This is a genomic window from Luteolibacter algae (assembly GCF_042683045.1).
GTDB classification, from domain to species: domain Bacteria; phylum Verrucomicrobiota; class Verrucomicrobiia; order Verrucomicrobiales; family Akkermansiaceae; genus Luteolibacter; species Luteolibacter algae.
The window spans coordinates 1-16,331 of the sequence record NZ_JBHUIT010000017.1; the positions used below are offsets into that span (position 1 = coordinate 1).

Here is a 16,331-nt window from a genome sequence, read left to right on the forward strand (position 1 = left end):
CAGCCACGTTAGCTCTAGTTTAGAACTGTCCAGAAAATGGGGTCAGGCCAGTATCGGCGATTGATACTTGGTTCGTAGTGGATATGAAGCAGACCGGAGGCGAATTGAGTAAACCGGAAACTGATGGCTATCTCAAGAAACCAGCATGATGCGAAGAAGCCAGCTCGAGAAGGGGGGCAGAATGAAAAGTGAGCGAGCGCGGGCTCTTCTGAAGATGGGCAAGATCGCCGGGCTTCGCGCATGAACTCTTGAATGATCACGATAAGTCAAATTCGCAACGGTGCGGGATACCTGTCACGGCACCTCTCGGCGAATGACTATTATTCGGAGGGAGAGCGGGTGGAAGGGTATTGGCTTGGGAAAGGGGCTGAGAAACTCGGCCTGCGCGGCGTGGTGAAGGAGGAGCATTTTGAGTCACTGCGCACGAACCGGCATCCGTTCACGGGTGAGAAACTCACTCCGAGAATGCACAAGGTGGCGTTTCATGACATCGTCGTCTCGGCTCCGAAGGCGTTCAGCATTGCGGCGATAGTCGGACAGGATGAGAGGCTGGTGAATGCGTTCCACGAATCGAGCCGATTTGTATTGAGCGAACTTGAGATGCACGCCGCCGTCAGGGTGAGAGCGGGGGAGATGGTGAGAACAGAGGCAATCAAAACCACTGGGAACGTGGCATGTGCTGCATTTCATCACGATTCGAGTCGGATGCTTGGGCCGCAGCTCCACACACATCTGGTGATCGCCAATGTGAGTTTCGATGAGGATCAGCAGCGCTGGATGGCACTTCAACCACGGGTGATGTTGGAGGCCAGCAAGCAGAGCATTCGGGCGATGTTCCATGACGATCTTGCACGGCGTGCGGAAAGTCTTGGCTACAAAGTTTCCAGAGCGAATGGGGGATTCCGGATTGAAGGGGTGAGTCAAGAGCTGGAGGAGCGCTTTTCACAGCGGAGTGCCCAGAGGCGACAATTCGAACAACGCTACCGCGAGCTGTTTCAGCGCGAGGCGAGCAAGGAGCGGATCGAGGCGTTCATCAAGGAAGGGAAGTCGGCGGCAAAGGCGCGTTTCGTCAGAGAATTCGAAGCAGAGTTTCAGCGCAATCCGTCACGGGTTGAAACGGAGGCGTTCGTGAAGGACTGGCGGTCGGCGAGCTTGAAAAGGACTTCCACAGCAGCCGTACGGCAGGGGCAGTTGAATCAGCTTTCAGAAGTGGAGCGGCGTGAGTTGGAATTGACGGTGGCAAGGGCGCGGAAGGCGTGCGCGGTGAATCGGTTATCACAGGTGGAAGAGGTTGAACGTCCGCACATTGATGCCGGCGAAACGGAGAGGGCGAAGCTCGTGAAATCCTCGGCCGAGACGCCCCGGAGACGGCATGAGTCCGCAGGCCCGGCGCAATCCGAAGCGCGGGCCACCACGAAGGGCAAGGGGAAGAAACAACAATGGAAAAATGATCAGGAACGGCAACGCCTTCTCCGACAAATGAAGCGTGGCCTCAACGTGGCTCAAGCTCTGCGTGGGCATCCGGCCTCGATCATTGCGAGAAGCCTGAGAACCGCCACGCGCCGATGATGAGGGAATTAGAAATCGATGAACCCTTTGAGGTAATGCAGGGTTGCCCGACGGTTTGCTTCAAGGTCGGGGGGAATGCGACAATGCTTCCTTGGTCGGCATTCAGTTCGGCGCGAATTTCAAATGACCGGATCACACTTGAATTCGGGGATCGGATCGTGACGGTCGAAGGAAATCTGTTAGAGGTGCTTTGGCGCTTGATCCAGCTCCAGGATGTCCGGGAAGTGAAAGTTGGGGGCGAAGCCGATGCGAAACAGTGCAGGATCGAAGCCATCACCATAGGAGAGATTCCGCGCTTGCAGGACGACGGGTAGGGTGAGAAATACTTTCCAGAAGCAAATGGACACCCAGAAAATCGAGTTAATTGGCCGACACTACCTGGCCGCCGAGCTTCTCAAAGCGGGACTCGAAGTGGCCGCGCCAGAAAGGGATCGAGGGGTCGATATGATCGCATATTTGGATATCGACGAAAACCTGGAGGAGTTTTCGGCGTGCCCGCTTCAACTCAAGGCATCGAGCAATGCGTCCTTCGGACTGGATCGGAAGTATGAGAAGATTCTCAACCTGCTTATCGTTTACGTTTGGCATCTCAACGACGGCAAAGATCAGGTCTGCTATGCGCTGACCTACGGAGAGGCCTTTGAAGTGGCCGAACGGATGGGTTGGACCTGCACGGATTCGTGGCTGAAGGGAGGGAAATATGTGTCGACTCGCCCGAGCGTGAAGCTCATTTCGCTTTTGGAGCCTTACAGGATGATCTCTTCTAGATGGAGAGCCAAAGTGCTTCGGACGATGGAATTTGCTGAACGAGAAGCCCAGAAAGTAAAGGGAAGAGAATTCTACCAGACCGGAAAGACCGTGGCAGAGCGTGCTTATGGAGTCTTTACGCAAATCGAGGCATACTTTTTCCGGAACGAAGCCGCGCCAAGTCTGAGCGAGTATGCGTGCCATTGGCTCTGGGCCAACCCGGTGGACGATACCGAGGTGATGAAATTCCTCACCGCTTGCTGCCCCGCACCGGCGAAGCCGCGAATTGGTGCGGGATATTCCGACTGGGACAGCTTCGGCAACCCTTCCTATCGCTGATCTGAGCAAATTGATGGCAGCATCTTAGCAGGGCTAAGAGGAGATGTCTGAATGGGAAAATGTGGGTGGATTCCGAAGAAACACTGGATGCTGCAGAGAGTCTGCGGCAAATTCTTCGGCGACCATGAACGATCATGAAACTTACTCAGGACAAGCTTTGTTAGAATGCATCCGTGATCTGGAGATTCCGGCAGATTTCGTAGCACATGAAGTCGATGTCGGCTTTGTCGGGCCGAACGGTATACAAATTCTTGGAAATACCTCCGTCATTTTTCGGAATGAGAGGGCAGGAGATTTGCCGTATATAGAACCCGACCACACAATCAGAAGCTTTGGTATTTTTGTATCCAGCTTCAAGCCGCGTTGGGAAACTTTCCGCTACGATAAAGAACGAAAGGATCTCTCGATCAGCGGCGAGAAATTCCCGCCGTTCACGATTCGATTCTTATGATTTCTATTCCAGAGATCGAAGGTCAGCGTGTGGAGAGGGACTGCCGTATGTCACTGGCGAGCGGTAAAAGCGGAGGATGCTCCGAATTTTCCAGTCCCAATCCGTTGACGCCGCGAAATCCTACTACGCCTCCGGCTTGCGGGAGGGAGACTACTATTCTGAGGAAGGCAAGGGCCTGTGGAGCGGGAAAGCGGCCGTGATGCTCGGGCTGAGTGGGGAAGTTGAACGCGAGCAATTTGAGGCGCTGTGTGAGAACCGGCGCCCTGAAACGGGAGCGAAGCTCAAACCTCGTGAGGATTTGGATCGGAAGGTGGGCTACGACATGACTTTCTCTGCCCCGAAGTCGGTTTCGATCCTGCATGAGATCTTGGGCGATGAACGGATTCTAACGGTGTTCCAGAATGCTGTGCGTGAGACGATGGGCAGCATCGAGGCGGACGCCCATGCGCGAGTTAGGCGGGATGGTGCGGTTTCACAGAGAAGAACCGGCAATCTGGTTTGGGCGGAGTTCACACACCACACGGCACGTCCGGTGGAAGGATTGAGCGACCCATCATTGCATTGCCATTGCTACTGCTTCAACGCCACCTTTGATACTGAAGAATTGCGGTTCAAGGCGGGTGAATTTTTCCACATCAAGAGGGACGCACCGTACTACGAGGCGATGTTCCATAGCAAACTTGCGATGGGGTTGCGGCGACTTGGCTACGGAATCGAAGGGAAACGGCTTGGATTTGAGGTGATGGGCGTCGGTGAGGAGAATATCAGGCGATTCTCCCGCAGAGCTCAGGAGATCGAAGAAATGGCGGAGCTGCTGGGGATTTCCGGCAACGACAAGGCCAAGGACAAGCTCGCCTCACTGACCAGAACTTCAAAAATCAAAGGCCTGAGCGGTAAGGCGATGCGGAAGGAGTGGCGTGAACGAATCGACCGCAAGGCCCTGCAGTATCGGGAGTATTTCGGAAAGTGCTCCGGTGTTCCGGCGGGGAAAGCGGTGGAACTGGCGATTGAGACAGGATTGGAGCGCCAAAGCGTGATTCAGCATCGCCGGTTATTAGTACACGCGTTCAAGTTTTCGCTCGGGTCGTGCAGTGTGGAAGAGATCCAGGGTGAAATGGCGCAACGAAGCGACCTCATCAGTCATGAGCGGCAGCAAGCCATTTACACGACTACGGAGGCGGTTTTGCAGGAGGAAAAGGAAGTCATCGGTTTCCTGGAGCGCACGCGGAGTCAGGGCCTGGCGATTGCGTCTGGTCGTCCCTTCGATGCCACCGGTCTTGATTCCGATCAGCGTGCTGCTGTGAGGGCGATATTGGATTCCACGGATCGGGTGATCGTCGTGGAAGGGAAGGCGGGGACCGGGAAAACAAGCATGATGAAAGCTGCTGTTTCAGCGATGGAATCGGTAGGGCGGCAGGTCTTCACGTTCGCCCCGACTTCCCAAGCCAGCCATGAAGTGCTGCGTGGTGAGGGATTTTTCAATGCTGAAACGATCCAGCAATTGCTCGTGAATCGGAAGCTCCAGCAATCGACCCGTGGCGGCGTGCTGTGGGTGGATGAGGCGGGTTTGCTGTCCGTGCGTGAAATGAACCGGCTTTTCAAGATCGCCGACGAGCAGGACTCGAAAGTGATTCTGAGTGGAGACCGTTTTCAGCATCACAGTGTACAGCGTGGCGACGCATTACGGTTGGTCGCGGAAAGCGGCTTGGTCGTGGTGAAACAAACGCGGACGATTTATCGTCAGCGCAAGGAATTCTATCGTGAGGCGGTCGAGGCAATCAGCAAGGGCAGTGTGGATCAGGGATTCATGATGCTGGATCGCCTCGGTGTCATTCATGAGAGCGTCGGGTTTTCGGAGCAAATCCAGCAAGTGGCAGGTGACTACGTGGATAGCCTGGCCAGGCACAAATCAGTTCTGGTTGTGTCGCCGACGCATTTCGAGGGACGAATGGTCACCCGGCAGATTCGGCAGACGCTCAAGGCTCACGGGAAACTGGGCGAAGAGGACATCAAGATTCCGGTGCATCGAAACCGCAATCTGACTGCGGCGGAGCGGGCGATGTCACAGTATTTCGAAGTAGGTGACGTGGTGAGATTCCATCAGAATGCCAAGGGAGGTTTCCGGAAGGGCGGTGTCTTCACAATTTGCGGCATTGAAGGGCGAGAGGTGAGTATTGCCAAAGCCGGAGAGACCGAGCAGCAGCTTCTGAATCTGGACGTTGCAGCGCATTACGGGATCTTCCGCAGCGAGGAAATCGGCGTGTCGGTTGGTGACAAGCTGCGCTTGCTTCAAAACTCGGCGTCGTTTGATGGCAAACGACTTCACAACGGAACCGTCTATGAGGTGACGGCGATACGGGAAGAGACGTTGATTTTAAACGGTAGGCATCGCGTCCGAATGGACAGCGGCCTGTTTGACCATGGTTACGTTTCCACTAGTCACAGTAGCCAGGGTAAAACTGCGGATAAAGTGATCATCAGCCAGAATACCGCCAGTTTGAGGGCATCGAGCCTGGAGCAATTCTACGTGAGTGCCTCGCGTGGACGGGATGGAATTTCGATCTGGACCGACAGCAAGGCGGATCTGCTTGAAGCGGTTTCGAAATCCGATCAGCGACTGCTGGCGACGGAATTCGCGCTCGTTGGGCTCTCCCAGAATAACTTGCGAGAGGAGGAACTGGTAATCGACCGGGTCGAGGAAATCGAGTTGGTGGGATGTTACGAGCAAGGGGGGCGATGAGAGTAGAGGTAAGAAATGACAAGCGTGCCGGGTTGGCGATTGAGGGCGATTGCGAAATCGTAGGACTACGGGGGCGTGCCAAGATGATCACCTTCATCAAACGCGATGGAACACGCTTTTCGGCCAGCTACTCGCACCTGCACGGCATTCACCTGATTGCCGGAGGTTTGCGCCTGGAGTTCGCGAGATGCAGCGTCGTGGTGCAGGGGGAGCGCCTCCAAGCGATTCATCACGCCTTATCGGATCACCGGGTGTCGTTTCTCCGGGAATCGGCGACCGAATTTCCAGAGGATCGGTTCTCAGACAAGGCGCATATTCGCAAAATCATCCTGACCGGACTTGCCGGATCGTCTCAAGGCATCCATTGAAAATAGTTCCCGTTCGGGAATAAATAGGCGCATTCAGCCTTGCGTGCCTAGCTTGTTCCCGTTCGGGAATAAATAGGTTGATTTTCCTCCAGATTCCTGATATTGTTACCGCACGGGAATGAAATTGGAGGTGAAAATGACGACACAGAGAATCGGCCAAGAGATTAAGGCGTGGCGCAAGCGGCTCGGGATGAACCAAGCCGAGCTGGCGATGGTGTCCGGCACGGGAGTGCGCTTCATCAGCGATCTGGAAAACGGCAAACCAAGCTGTGAGCTGGGCAAGACGCTTTCAGTCCTGACGAACCTGGGCCTTGAGATTCAAATCACCACCCACAAAGGAGCGTGAAGATGGGCAGAACCTTGGATGTGTTTCTCAAAGAGCGGCTGGTGGGGCGACTGGAACAGGATGATTCCGGATCGCTCTGGTTTTCCTACTCGGAAGAATGGCTCAACGCCGAAGACGCGGTGCCGCTTTCGATTTCGTTACCGCTTCGAAGAGAGTCCTATCGGCGCAATGAATGCCGCCCGTTTTTTGCCGGCTTGCTGCCCGAAGAAACCAGTCGCGAGCTGATCGCTAAGGCTTTCGGAGTGAGCGACAAGAACGACTTCGCCATTCTTGAGCGAATCGGTGGCGAGTGTGCAGGAGCTGTCAGCCTGATGCCATCCGGGGAACTGCCGATGGCCGGTTCGGCAAGCTACCGTGAAATCTCAACCGAGGAGCTTACCGGAAAAATTGCGGAGCTGCCCCAGCGGCCTTTGCTTGCGGGGCAGGAGGGGATTCGTCTGTCACTGGCGGGTGCCCAGGGGAAACTGGCGATTGCGATTTTCGGCGGGAAATACTTCCTGCCTCTCAATGGTTCGCCAAGCACCCACATTCTGAAGCCGCAAGGCCCGCATTTCGAGGGCTTGGTGGAGAATGAATTCTTCTGCATGCGACTGGCAGCGCTCGCCGGGCTTAAGGTGGCACCCGTCGAAATTGTCGCGGCAGTTTCGACCCGGTTCCTGCAAGTGGAGCGCTATGATCGCAAGTTGCTTGATGGCGACAGCCTGGAGCGGCTTCATCAGGAGGATTTCTGTCAGGCCTTGGGAATCCCTCCCGAATTGAAATACCAGCAGGAAGGTGGCCCGAATCTCAAAAAATGCTTTGAGCTGATCCGCGCTGTGTCTGCGGTGCCGGGGCCTGATGTTCTGCGTCTTTTCGATGCCGTCGTCTTCAACTACCTGATCGGCAACAACGACGCCCACGGCAAAAACTTCTCGCTGCTCTATGATGACGGAAAGACGAGGCTGGTGCCACTTTACGACCTTGTTTGCACCCAAGCCTATCCGGAGCTGGCGGCGGAATCGGCGATGAAGATCGGAGACGAGCGGAAATCTGACCGGGTCGTCGGGAAGAACTGGCTGAAGTTTTTCGATGATGCGGGTGTTGGTCATGCGGTTGCCAGGAAGCGCTTGAAAGCGCTTGCAGTGAGCGTGAGCAAGATTGTCCGGGAAATGGATGAATCCTCGCCGGGCTGGAAGCTAGTTTCGCCCGTCGTTCTGGCAAACTGTGCGCGCGTGCTTTCGTTAGGGTGAATTCCGCGCTGGCATCTGCGTGGGAGTGCATTTTTTCAATTGGATCGATTTCTTCCGACCTATGTAACGAATTCGTAATAAACTCGTGTTATAGTTGAGTGGTAACGGAGGATGAATGACCGAATTGGACAAGGCGGAATATGCCCGGCTGGAATCGCAGGTGGCGGAAGTTGAACGGATTATCGACGACGGTCGTGCGGGCGGCGGTGCTTCGAATCTGCTTGGTGAGTTTCTTCGCAACGCCAAGGCGCGGATGAACGAGATCCGTCCAGAGGGCGAGCTATCGGAACGTCACCGCAAGGGTGCAAATCAGGTTGAGCAGCTCGCGGTTGCCGCGCTGGTCGATAGGGAAAGCCGGTTGAGTCTGGGCGAGAAACAGCAGTATGCTGGATTCCTGAAACTGGACTACTTCACCAAGGCGAATTTTGATGAGCTTGAGATCTTCTATGCGAATAGCTGGGACAAGCTGAGCGAAGGCGGCAAAGACCAAATGAGTGCCCGCATCTGGGCGGGTATCAGGCGCAAGGAATACACTTTCGACGAACTTCCACACATAGTGAAGGAGAAGGAGTCCGAGCGCATGTATTTGCAGCTCACTGGGAAGATCGAACCAAGCGCCAGCCTTCAAAATATTCCACCGCAGGATCGGGCGGATTTCGTCCGCGAATATGAAGCGAGAAACAAGAATGCGGTATCGGCAATTTTGAGCCGACCGGCATTCGCCGAGTATTCTCCCGATACTCGTGAAGAGGAAGCTCGCAGAGCTTCCTCTTCATCCATCAATAACAAAGCTGATGAACAGAAGAAATCATCGAGCGCTTCACCTCAGGAGCTGCTGGCTGAGGCGGATCTTTCGCTTGCCGGTATTTCTCCAGTGAGCGGGGTCGCAGGCGTCGAGACGCCAACGGTTCAGGGACCGGCTGAAACTTCTGTCAGAGGCAAGGCTTAGTCACGCGTCTCCGCGTTGCCAGCATGGACGCGAAGGGCTAATATTGATCAACTCCTGAACCGCCGCAGCTGCTGCATGTCGCACCTCCATAAGCTTCATGCATTATCCCATCTCCGCCACATACACGACAACTGCCACCTCCAGATCTGGAAGAGCCACCTCCCATTAGTGCCGCAAGGAAAACGACACCCATAGCCAAAGCAGCAGCATTCGCCCTTGAATTGGCTTGCCTCTCCGCGCGGGAGTCCGCCTGAGCACGGCTGATGTCGCTATGAGAGCCGTAACCGGTATCCGCGAATGAGCTAGCCAACTCCGGTCTGTTCACACGAGCGGCGTTGTAGGCGAGACTCTTGCCGTCGAACTGCGTGGGCGCACCGCGTTCGAGTAGCGCGAACGACGCCTCCTTGTCGCCGGAGGCGATGGAGTATTGCAGTGGATTATACCACTTGCCGTTCATCTCCTGAATCCGGAGCTTGCCGGAATGCGGCTGCATGAGACGCATCGTTTCGCGATGGTTCCCGGCTTTCACCGCATGGGCGAAGGCATCGTCGCTCAGGCTGGCACAGCTTTGGAGAAATAGAGCAGCGCACAGAATCAGAGTGGTTGTGAGGTGTTTGAGATTCATGGTTTTCAGTCTCCTCTTTCCACGTTTTTGACACTTCCGTCACCGCCCAGAAGCCTGACGCCGTTTTCCCAGCCATAGACTCCTCCACCGAGAGCGCCGATGGCAGCGCCTTCCGCAGCCCTGCCACTTTGATGCCCGATGATTCCACCGGCCGCAGCGCCAAGCGCGGCTCCCCCGACCGCGGCCGTAGGTTTCGCGTTATCGTTAGACATCGGAGCGCATGAGATGGGGATGGCCGTGAGGCACATGGCGAGGATGGAGGGGAGACGTTTCATGTTAGTGCTGTTGGTGATTCAGTGGTTGTTTTTGCTGTCGGCGAGTTCCTCGTTGAGGGCTGCTTCGAATTCCGATTGGGCCGCGACGAGAATGTTTTTGACGAGCAGATCGAGGGCTTTCTCGATCTTGTCGGCCTGCTCTTTGGGAACGGGCTGTTTGTGAAGATGTTCCAGACGCATCACGTAGGCGTCCCGGATAGCGTGCGAGAAACGCATGGCATTCGCCTCTTCGGAGCGAAGGCCATGGGTGTCGGGGTTCTTCTCGTTCAGTTTGAGCCGGTCGATCAGGGATTGCTGGAGATCGTCCGAGTTCACTTTCTCGGCGGAATCGGATTCCAGGTAGCTCAGTGTTTTCCGCTGCTGTTCATTGAATACCGCGATGAGGACGGTTCCGCTTTTGCCGTCAGTGAGGACTTTCCTGCGTTTCTCGGGTGGGAGGGTTCCAAGCTGGACGCGGCGGCTGAGCTGGTTCTTGCCCTGTTCGGTGAGCTTGTCGTGTGGTCCCTTGTAAAAGGCCTCAAGGGCGGTGAAGTCCGTCTTGGAGAAGTAGTCCTTGTTCAGCAAGGCTCGGTAGGCGGCTTTCTCCTGGTCATTGAGCTGCTGTTCATCGGCGACCAGTTCGCTGACTGGCCTGTTCCAAGAGCCAAGAATGGCAAGCCGCATGTCGCGCCCCGACTGACGGCAGAGGCTTTCAAGATCGAGCACGGGGGCCAGCTTCTTCCAAGTCGCGATCAGGTTTTCCAGATAGGCGTCGGTGAAGTATTCCGGGCGTCGGGAAACCTCCTTCCCGGTCGCCAGCTTGTATCTGGCATCGATCCGGGCATGCTCCGCCATGACGTGACGAAGGTAGGGTTCCGGCGTGCCGAAACGCTCGAAGCTGCCAGCCATTTGGAGGAAAACGTCGGTCAGGCTGCGTTGAGCTGGCTTGAAGCCGTTAGCCGGATTGAAGTGAGGGGAGTATGGTGCCGCTTCTTCGGCCTTGAGGCTCAAGTGACTGAATCCAACCAGAAATATTCCGAGAAAAAGGTTCCGCAAGTAACGAAATATTAATGAATTGGGGGTATTCATGAACCAGAATGCAGGGATTTTGTTTCATGGAGGAGCGATGCAGGAAGGGACGAAAAGCGCCTATGATTCGGATGGACGGCGGAAATACCTCACCAAGGCGGAGAGCGTGAAGTTTCTCCGAATTTCCTCAAAGCTGGCCAAGTCGCGGCGGCTTTTTTGTGAGGTGATCCACTTCACGGGGTGCAGGATTTCCGAGGCGCTCAAGCTTACTGGAGAGGACATCGACCACGGGCAATCACTGCTTTGTATCCGCTGCCTCAAGAAGCGCGGCAAAGTTGTGACGCGCCGGGTTCCCGTGCCTGATCGACTCGCCAAAGAGCTGCGGTTGCTCGCGACCGAATCAGGAAGCGGACGCCTGTGGGATTTTTCACGAACGACCGGCTGGCGCATCATCAAAGGCGTCATGAACAACGCTGGAATCGCGGGAATTCACGCCACGACAAAGGGGTTGCGACACGGCTTCGGCGTGCGCGGAGCGCTGGGCAAGGTGCCGGTGAACGTCATCCAGCGCTGGATGGGGCACGCGGACCCAAGCACGACGGCAATCTACCTGGCAGTGCGGGACGACGAGGAACGCGAACTGATCAAAAGAACTTGGTGAAATCGGAGCTTCCGGCTTGCTACGGATGGCCGAAAAAGCCAGACTGCTGCAACACTTTCCCTGCATTCTGTTTCAAGTCGGGAATGATGTGCCAGTGATGAGAATCGGTGGGCGAGTGGACTTGGGGAAGGGGTTCTGGCGGATCAACCGGTTGTCTGCCGGAGCGATGATCGATGGAATTCGAGGTCAGAACATTCCGTTCAATTCGAAGGCGATTGACCGAACCGATGGACTTTGCCGGATCGTCAGCCACAAATCGACGGATGTCCGGCTACCGTCTTACGTCCGATCTGGGAGCGTTTACCGGATCGGCATGCGCTTCGTCAGAAAGCTGGCTGAATACCAAGGGGAGATCCGGATGGATCACCGGAAGAAGGCAACCTACCACCTTCATTGGGCGGTTGAGAATCCGCAATGCCAGCGTGTCTTGGAATGGTTCGTCCCAGAAGAAGGCGTGACGGCTCAACAGGAATCCGAGTTGGAACGCGTGGTGGAAGAAGGAGCCGCGCTGGGAATCGAGGTGCTGGTTTTCCGGGTTTCAGCGTGAGCGCCAGGGGCGAGCGCAGAGCATCCGATCAGCTTTTTTGAGCTGCTTGCCGGCGATGGGCCAGTAACCGGTCACCACGCTTCCAGCGACACGGAGAGCTTCGCTGTGCCACTTGTCCGAATAGATTGCCCTGAACACATTCTCAAGTGGCCTCATGACCGGCGAATCGCCGAAGGAGAGATTCGCCATCGCGATCGCACCGATTCCACTGATCAGAATGTAGACGCCAAGGGATAGGGTTATGATCCAGATCAGATTGGAAGGTTTCAGCAGGAGAAGGGTTCGGTTGACGAAAGTATCCATTGGGGGAGAAGCTACAGATGCAACGGCATGCATGACGATTGGAAACCGGCGAAAGGTTTCCACTGAGAGAATAGGAGTGGACTGAGTAAGCGGCAAATTGCCTGAATAGAATCGGGAGAGTAGGGCTCCGGGACTCTTGGTTTATGTTGAGTCTGAGGAATCTTTGTTGCTCGATTTTTCTGCCGTTCTGGACTTCTCGATACCGAAGGTCGCTTTACTGACCTCCTCAACCCGAAGAATGAAACGATCGACGTTCAGGCCTGCAAGGATAGCAAGAGCGTAGAAGCCGAATTCGTTCCCGCCGTCTGCCCTTGCAGCGTCAAGGATCATCAGACCAGCGGAAAGAAAGACGAAAGCAACGATGCCGCACAGGGTGGAAATCAAAGGGCGGATCAGATACCAAGGAATCCAGATGCTTGTCCAATCGCGATACACGCAGCAGCGGAGATAAACCGCGCGTAGGAGATAAATGGCTCCGCCGAGGCCACCCGAGAGTCCACACCGCACGGCGAGAGCGTTGTCGCGGATCCAAGCCGGACTCGATTCGAGGAGGGTGATTACCAGCACCCAGGCCAGGGCACCGACGAACAGAACGAGGTAGGCGGCAACGCCGAACAACTGGTATCGTGAGGAGTTTTCCGGATTCATGGGAGGCAGGAGAGTCGGTTGTGGAGAAGCATAGAAGGGCGGAGGTGAGTCACCATCCTACGGAGACATGCGGCTTGTTTTGCTCTCCGATGATGAAGGCAATGGCAGGCAGGGCTTCGCGAGCCATGATTTGGCGGAGGATTTCGAGGGCTTCCCGATCCAGCTGGCTCGGGCGGTTCGAGTGGCCCGGAGGGTGGGAATGCCATTCCCCGACGTATTGTAATTGGCCGGCGGTGAGTTCACCAACGTGGTCCACCTGCTGCTTGAGGCCGGATGAACCTCGGATGTAGGCATCTGGCCAGGAACGGCTGTCAGGGGGGGAAGGCGAAGCCATCACGACGGAGCAGGTTTTGCGCTCCCGGTCCAGAACCCCGAAGAGCACTCCACCGGTTTCGTTGGGGAGGCCGACAAGGCGCATCGCTTGCATCGAATCGACCAGCTTGGCGTCGAATCTCACTTTCCAGCCGTTGATTTCGACCGTTTCGGGAGTCGTAACATGGATGGGAACGCTGGTGAGCCCCATGGTTTCCGGGCAAAGATGGAGGGCCGAGCAACCGGCTTCCGGTGAAGGATGATGGTTGGTGAAAAGCCCCGCCGCGGCCGCGGCGAAGATCGAGACGTTTTGATTCGGGAGCACCGTGGACACTTCACGGCACGGCCCTCCATACCAAATCTCGGAACCATTGCGGGAATAAGCGTGCCCAAGGCGCGGATCCTCTACGATGGCCCGCAGGGTGATCGCCTCGAGCCAATCGAGTCTGACGGCCCGCCGGGCATCCTCCCGGTGAACAAAAAGCGTGTCGGCACCGGGATTGATGAACGCGGAGAAGCACCGGGACACGTCGTCCCGTGCGGCAAGTTCGCGGGCGACAGCAACCGACGCGGAAAAATCGAGCACGTATCCAGCACGGTTGACGGCCGAGTTCAGTTCCTCACTGGGGTTCGGGCCGAATTTTTCGGTGATGAACTTGAAGCCTGAATCATCGGGATCCGCGCCGGGATCGTGTCTCATTCCCAGCAAGTGTGACAACGCATCCGCCTTTTTGTAGCCGACTGCATCACCGAAGAGGACGTGTCTGGCAGTGTTGTGGGGAAAGAAGCGGTCGGCATCGATCAAGGTTGCTTTCGAGATGCCCTGCCTCGCCAGAATTTCGAGGCATTTGGAGCCCAACGAGCCGACACCGATCACAGCAACCGACGGGTAACGAACCGTCAATCCGTTGGAAGCGAGCGCGCGTTGTTCGTTGAGCCGCCGGAAGGGTGCGATGGTGAGCACCTGGATGTCTTCGATCCGTTTCCGTGATGGGGGTTGCGGGATGATCGCTGGACCTACCAAGCCACTGCTTGAGACAATGACGCCAAGAGCTTCTCCCAAGGCCAATGCTTCACCAATCATGAAGACCCATTCCTCGCTTGTAGTGATTTCCGGGTGCTCTTTGCCGGTCACCGGAAGATGGAGGGCGAGGAGAATCTGGAATGAAAAATCCGATCTGGCGACATTTCCGGCTGGTGCGAGTTCCTTGACCTTTTTCGCTAACTCGTTTGTTAGGCCATAACCTGCGGATTGGCACAGAATCTCCAGATCGGCGAGGGTATCAGGAAGTGTTTCTATCAAGCCATGCTCTCGGGGCGGCATCTCAAGGCGGATCACTTTGAATTTACCTTTGCCAGGCTGTTCATCCGGACGTGTTCTCGTTCCCCACATCATCATGGGCGAGGAATCGAAATCACCGGAGACGAAAAGCTTGTCGACTTCCTCAAACGTGGCGTTGGACGGGAGGATTAGGTATCCTTGGGGCGAGGCGAGGAGTGGCTCGCGTGGTTGGCCGCGCAAATGCAACGTGCCGCTTGCCGCCCGCGCCAGCCAGCTCCGGATATGCTCCAGAAATGCGGATGGCGACCAGAGGTGCTTCGACTCGTCCCATGAAGTTGGGCTCAAACAAAGAGATCTTGGCGAGTTGGCAGGTTGTAGATTCTGGTGGGGTAATCTCGGGAAGTCCGCCCTCAATGCGAGCACCTCGGGGCGCTCGTCACGTATGGTTCGGAATCGGCACGCAACAACTTCCTTGCTGCGGATGTCGGCGATGGGATGCTGTGGCAATACGACGTCGATTTCCAAGACGACGGTTTCCATCGCGTCGGAGGTATGGCACGACAGCAACCGCGCTGTGCCGTTGACGTCTGGACCTTTGAGGAATCCGGTAAAAGCCCGGGAGTAAATACTCCCGAAGCCTTCTTCCGAACACGGTTCCCCGAAAAGCGATGCAAGTCCCTGGGCGGTCATCCGTTTCTGGGGGCATTGGTGGAAACCACGGCGGGAATGATTGCCGCACTGGTGTTCTGCGGAGGGACAAGACCGGCACCCGTCACATCGAAGCGCAGGCGATTCGGGTTCGCCTTGGTGGGATGCTCCATTGTTACGTAGATCCTGCCGTTAATTTTTTCCGCCGCTTTCTTGTAGGTCCGGAAAGTCTCGACGTGAGGAGGCAAGCTCTCGCTCTCGGCGGGGATGGGTTTGCTGGTAGAGACGAGCGTTCCGCGGTCATTGCCCTGCTCCAGCAGCCATTTGAACTCGGGTGTGGGCTTTGTCTCCCGCTCTCCGATTTCGTCACTCATGGAGAGGTAGCTGCAGTGGTGGGGAATCTTGAGAAGATCCCAGGCAAGGCGGTCGTCGTTCCCATGGGCTCTGGTGATCCGGACGATCTCCTGCCAGTTTTCCGAGATCGAATCCGCGGTGATCAGGAACCGAGTGTCCCGGTAGCCGGAGCGAATAACAGCCTGCATGACGAGGCAATTGCCGTTGCGGTCAATCAAGCCGTCGTCTTGGCGATGGGCGAAAGGGGAGTGGACGAAGAACTCGATGCCCTCCTTGTCGAGGTTCCAACCTGGAGCCAGGCGACCGGCATCGGTGATCAGGTGTTTGCGGGATTCGAGATCAATTTCATTGTCCCGGCACCATTGATCGAGCGCGTCGGGACGCGAGAACACCCGGATGCCCGATCCGTTCTTAAAGCGATGCCTGGCCTCCTGCCGGATGACACGGGTATGGTCCTTGGCCCCAACCTCTGTCAGGAGATTTGCCGGTATCCACAGTTCCTTGAACTTGATGTGGTCGTCGCTCTGGCAGTCCGACCGGGATTCGAGATGGAATGCGTCGCAGATTCCACAGACATGGTCGTCGTCGCCGTGTGTGATGGCGAGAATGTCGATCTCCTTGATGTTCGGCCAACCGATGTCCTTGCGGACGGCAGTCAGCAGGTCAATCCGCTTGTCGTCCTTGTCGGCGGGGTTCTTCTTGTTCGCGAAATCGAAGAGGATCTTCTTATTCGAATCGGTTTTGATGAGGCAGCAGTCGGCATTGCCGAGCGGATAGAATGTGATGGTGGCCATGTTGATTTCAATTGGTTTGGATGCGCCCTGCGGATCCCAGATTGGCCCCTTGGGCGTTCGAAAGGCGGATCCAAAAACCAGATTCAGATCATTGCCTGTCGCCGGGTATTTCGCAGGCCTCATGCCAATGTTCGGG

The 16,331-nt window shown here is 56.1% G+C and carries 18 protein-coding genes; 11 read left to right on the top strand and 7 right to left on the bottom strand.

What is annotated here, in order from left to right:
* The first annotated feature begins 252 nt into the window (after positions 1–252).
* From mobF (ACFSSA_RS09150) to ACFSSA_RS09190, 9 genes are all read left to right on the top strand, one after another.
* The gene (gene mobF, locus ACFSSA_RS09150) at positions 253–1,569 is read left to right on the top strand and encodes a MobF family relaxase (protein WP_386820136.1); all 1,317 of its coding nucleotides are present in this window, start codon (positions 253–255) and stop codon (positions 1,567–1,569) included.
* Positions 1,566–1,883, top strand: coding sequence for a hypothetical protein (locus tag ACFSSA_RS09155; RefSeq protein WP_386820137.1), 318 nt, complete (start codon positions 1,566–1,568; stop codon positions 1,881–1,883). Before mobF (ACFSSA_RS09150) ends, ACFSSA_RS09155 begins: the two co-directional genes overlap by 4 nt.
* 25 nt (positions 1,884–1,908) lie before the next feature.
* Positions 1,909–2,655 carry a hypothetical protein gene (locus ACFSSA_RS09160; protein ID WP_386820138.1) on the top strand — a complete coding sequence of 249 codons (747 nt, stop codon included), beginning with the start codon at positions 1,909–1,911 and terminating at the stop codon, positions 2,653–2,655.
* A 124-nt stretch (positions 2,656–2,779) separates the two neighbouring features.
* Positions 2,780–3,106, top strand: coding sequence for a hypothetical protein (locus tag ACFSSA_RS09165; protein ID WP_386820139.1), 327 nt, complete (start codon positions 2,780–2,782; stop codon positions 3,104–3,106).
* A 76-nt stretch (positions 3,107–3,182) separates the two neighbouring features.
* Positions 3,183–5,846 carry a MobF family relaxase gene (gene mobF, locus ACFSSA_RS09170; protein ID WP_386820140.1) on the top strand — a complete coding sequence of 888 codons (2,664 nt, stop codon included), beginning with the start codon at positions 3,183–3,185 and terminating at the stop codon, positions 5,844–5,846.
* Positions 5,822–6,214, top strand: coding sequence for a hypothetical protein (locus tag ACFSSA_RS09175; protein WP_386820141.1), 393 nt, complete (start codon positions 5,822–5,824; stop codon positions 6,212–6,214). Before mobF (ACFSSA_RS09170) ends, ACFSSA_RS09175 begins: the two co-directional genes overlap by 25 nt.
* Positions 6,215–6,350: 136 nt before the next feature.
* Positions 6,351–6,560, top strand: a complete 210-nt coding sequence (locus ACFSSA_RS09180) for a helix-turn-helix transcriptional regulator (protein ID WP_386820142.1) — start codon at positions 6,351–6,353, stop codon at positions 6,558–6,560.
* 2 nt (positions 6,561–6,562) lie between these two features.
* Positions 6,563–7,789 (top strand): type II toxin-antitoxin system HipA family toxin, encoded by a 1,227-nt coding sequence (locus tag ACFSSA_RS09185; protein ID WP_386820143.1) that lies wholly within the window; start codon positions 6,563–6,565, stop codon positions 7,787–7,789.
* Between the two features lie 115 nt (positions 7,790–7,904).
* Positions 7,905–8,738, top strand: a complete 834-nt coding sequence (locus ACFSSA_RS09190; RefSeq protein ID WP_386820144.1) for a hypothetical protein — start codon at positions 7,905–7,907, stop codon at positions 8,736–8,738.
* Between the two features lie 37 nt (positions 8,739–8,775).
* On the opposite strand, the gene ACFSSA_RS09195 is transcribed toward ACFSSA_RS09190, so the two are convergent.
* From ACFSSA_RS09195 to ACFSSA_RS09205, 3 genes are read right to left on the bottom strand one after another with little or no spacing between them, the layout of a single operon-like run.
* Positions 8,776–9,363: a hypothetical protein gene (locus tag ACFSSA_RS09195; RefSeq protein WP_386820145.1), complete on the bottom strand. Its 588-nt coding sequence runs from the start codon at positions 9,361–9,363 to the stop codon at positions 8,776–8,778.
* A 5-nt stretch (positions 9,364–9,368) separates the two neighbouring features.
* On the bottom strand, positions 9,369–9,638 hold the full coding sequence (locus ACFSSA_RS09200; protein ID WP_386820146.1) for a hypothetical protein: 270 nt from the start codon (positions 9,636–9,638) through the stop codon (positions 9,369–9,371).
* An 18-nt stretch (positions 9,639–9,656) separates the two neighbouring features.
* Positions 9,657–10,628, bottom strand: coding sequence for a hypothetical protein (locus ACFSSA_RS09205; protein ID WP_386820147.1), 972 nt, complete (start codon positions 10,626–10,628; stop codon positions 9,657–9,659).
* A 76-nt stretch (positions 10,629–10,704) separates the two neighbouring features.
* Between ACFSSA_RS09205 and ACFSSA_RS09210 the strand changes: the two genes are divergently transcribed.
* Both ACFSSA_RS09210 and ACFSSA_RS09215 read left to right on the top strand, forming a co-directional pair.
* Positions 10,705–11,307 (top strand): tyrosine-type recombinase/integrase, encoded by a 603-nt coding sequence (locus ACFSSA_RS09210; RefSeq protein ID WP_386820148.1) that lies wholly within the window; start codon positions 10,705–10,707, stop codon positions 11,305–11,307.
* 25 nt (positions 11,308–11,332) lie between these two features.
* Entirely contained in the window at positions 11,333–11,854 is a 522-nt protein-coding gene (locus ACFSSA_RS09215; protein WP_386820149.1) for a hypothetical protein, read from the top strand.
* On the opposite strand, the gene ACFSSA_RS09220 is transcribed toward ACFSSA_RS09215, so the two are convergent.
* The 4 genes from ACFSSA_RS09220 to ACFSSA_RS09235 all read right to left on the bottom strand — a co-directional run bounded on the left by ACFSSA_RS09220 (position 11,846) and on the right by ACFSSA_RS09235 (position 16,195).
* Complete coding sequence (locus ACFSSA_RS09220; RefSeq protein ID WP_386820150.1) at positions 11,846–12,157, bottom strand: hypothetical protein; 312 nt, start codon at positions 12,155–12,157, stop codon at positions 11,846–11,848. The genes ACFSSA_RS09215 and ACFSSA_RS09220 overlap by 9 nt on opposite strands.
* 141 nt (positions 12,158–12,298) lie before the next feature.
* Entirely contained in the window at positions 12,299–12,805 is a 507-nt protein-coding gene (locus tag ACFSSA_RS09225; protein ID WP_386820151.1) for a hypothetical protein, read from the bottom strand.
* A 49-nt stretch (positions 12,806–12,854) separates the two neighbouring features.
* Positions 12,855–15,089, bottom strand: coding sequence for a Mov34/MPN/PAD-1 family protein (locus ACFSSA_RS09230; RefSeq protein WP_386820152.1), 2,235 nt, complete (start codon positions 15,087–15,089; stop codon positions 12,855–12,857).
* A complete protein-coding gene (locus ACFSSA_RS09235) occupies positions 15,086–16,195 on the bottom strand; it encodes a ComEC/Rec2 family competence protein (RefSeq protein ID WP_386820153.1) in 1,110 nt (369 codons plus the stop codon). The genes ACFSSA_RS09230 and ACFSSA_RS09235 overlap by 4 nt, the downstream gene beginning before the upstream one ends.
* Between the last annotated feature and the right edge of the window lie 136 nt (positions 16,196–16,331).

Excerpts from the sequence above, each read along its gene's own strand:
- ACFSSA_RS09165 (WP_386820139.1), top strand. The coding sequence starts at position 2,780 with ATGAACGATCATGAAACTTACTCAGGACAAGCTTTGTTAGAATGCATC.
- mobF (WP_386820136.1), top strand. The coding sequence starts at position 253 with ATGATCACGATAAGTCAAATTCGCAACGGTGCGGGATACCTGTCACGG.
- ACFSSA_RS09225 (WP_386820151.1), bottom strand. The coding sequence starts at position 12,805 with ATGAATCCGGAAAACTCCTCACGATACCAGTTGTTCGGCGTTGCCGCC.
- ACFSSA_RS09220 (WP_386820150.1), bottom strand. The coding sequence starts at position 12,157 with ATGGATACTTTCGTCAACCGAACCCTTCTCCTGCTGAAACCTTCCAAT.
- ACFSSA_RS09185 (WP_386820143.1), top strand. The coding sequence starts at position 6,563 with ATGGGCAGAACCTTGGATGTGTTTCTCAAAGAGCGGCTGGTGGGGCGA.
- ACFSSA_RS09215 (WP_386820149.1), top strand. The coding sequence starts at position 11,333 with ATGGCCGAAAAAGCCAGACTGCTGCAACACTTTCCCTGCATTCTGTTT.
- mobF (WP_386820140.1), top strand. The coding sequence starts at position 3,183 with ATGCTCCGAATTTTCCAGTCCCAATCCGTTGACGCCGCGAAATCCTAC.
- ACFSSA_RS09155 (WP_386820137.1), top strand. The coding sequence starts at position 1,566 with ATGATGAGGGAATTAGAAATCGATGAACCCTTTGAGGTAATGCAGGGT.
- ACFSSA_RS09200 (WP_386820146.1), bottom strand. The coding sequence starts at position 9,638 with ATGAAACGTCTCCCCTCCATCCTCGCCATGTGCCTCACGGCCATCCCC.
- ACFSSA_RS09230 (WP_386820152.1), bottom strand. The coding sequence starts at position 15,089 with ATGACCGCCCAGGGACTTGCATCGCTTTTCGGGGAACCGTGTTCGGAA.
- ACFSSA_RS09190 (WP_386820144.1), top strand. The coding sequence starts at position 7,905 with ATGACCGAATTGGACAAGGCGGAATATGCCCGGCTGGAATCGCAGGTG.
- ACFSSA_RS09180 (WP_386820142.1), top strand. The coding sequence starts at position 6,351 with ATGACGACACAGAGAATCGGCCAAGAGATTAAGGCGTGGCGCAAGCGG.
- ACFSSA_RS09195 (WP_386820145.1), bottom strand. The coding sequence starts at position 9,363 with ATGAATCTCAAACACCTCACAACCACTCTGATTCTGTGCGCTGCTCTA.
- ACFSSA_RS09210 (WP_386820148.1), top strand. The coding sequence starts at position 10,705 with ATGAACCAGAATGCAGGGATTTTGTTTCATGGAGGAGCGATGCAGGAA.
- ACFSSA_RS09175 (WP_386820141.1), top strand. The coding sequence starts at position 5,822 with ATGTTACGAGCAAGGGGGGCGATGAGAGTAGAGGTAAGAAATGACAAG.
- ACFSSA_RS09235 (WP_386820153.1), bottom strand. The coding sequence starts at position 16,195 with ATGGCCACCATCACATTCTATCCGCTCGGCAATGCCGACTGCTGCCTC.
- ACFSSA_RS09160 (WP_386820138.1), top strand. The coding sequence starts at position 1,909 with ATGGACACCCAGAAAATCGAGTTAATTGGCCGACACTACCTGGCCGCC.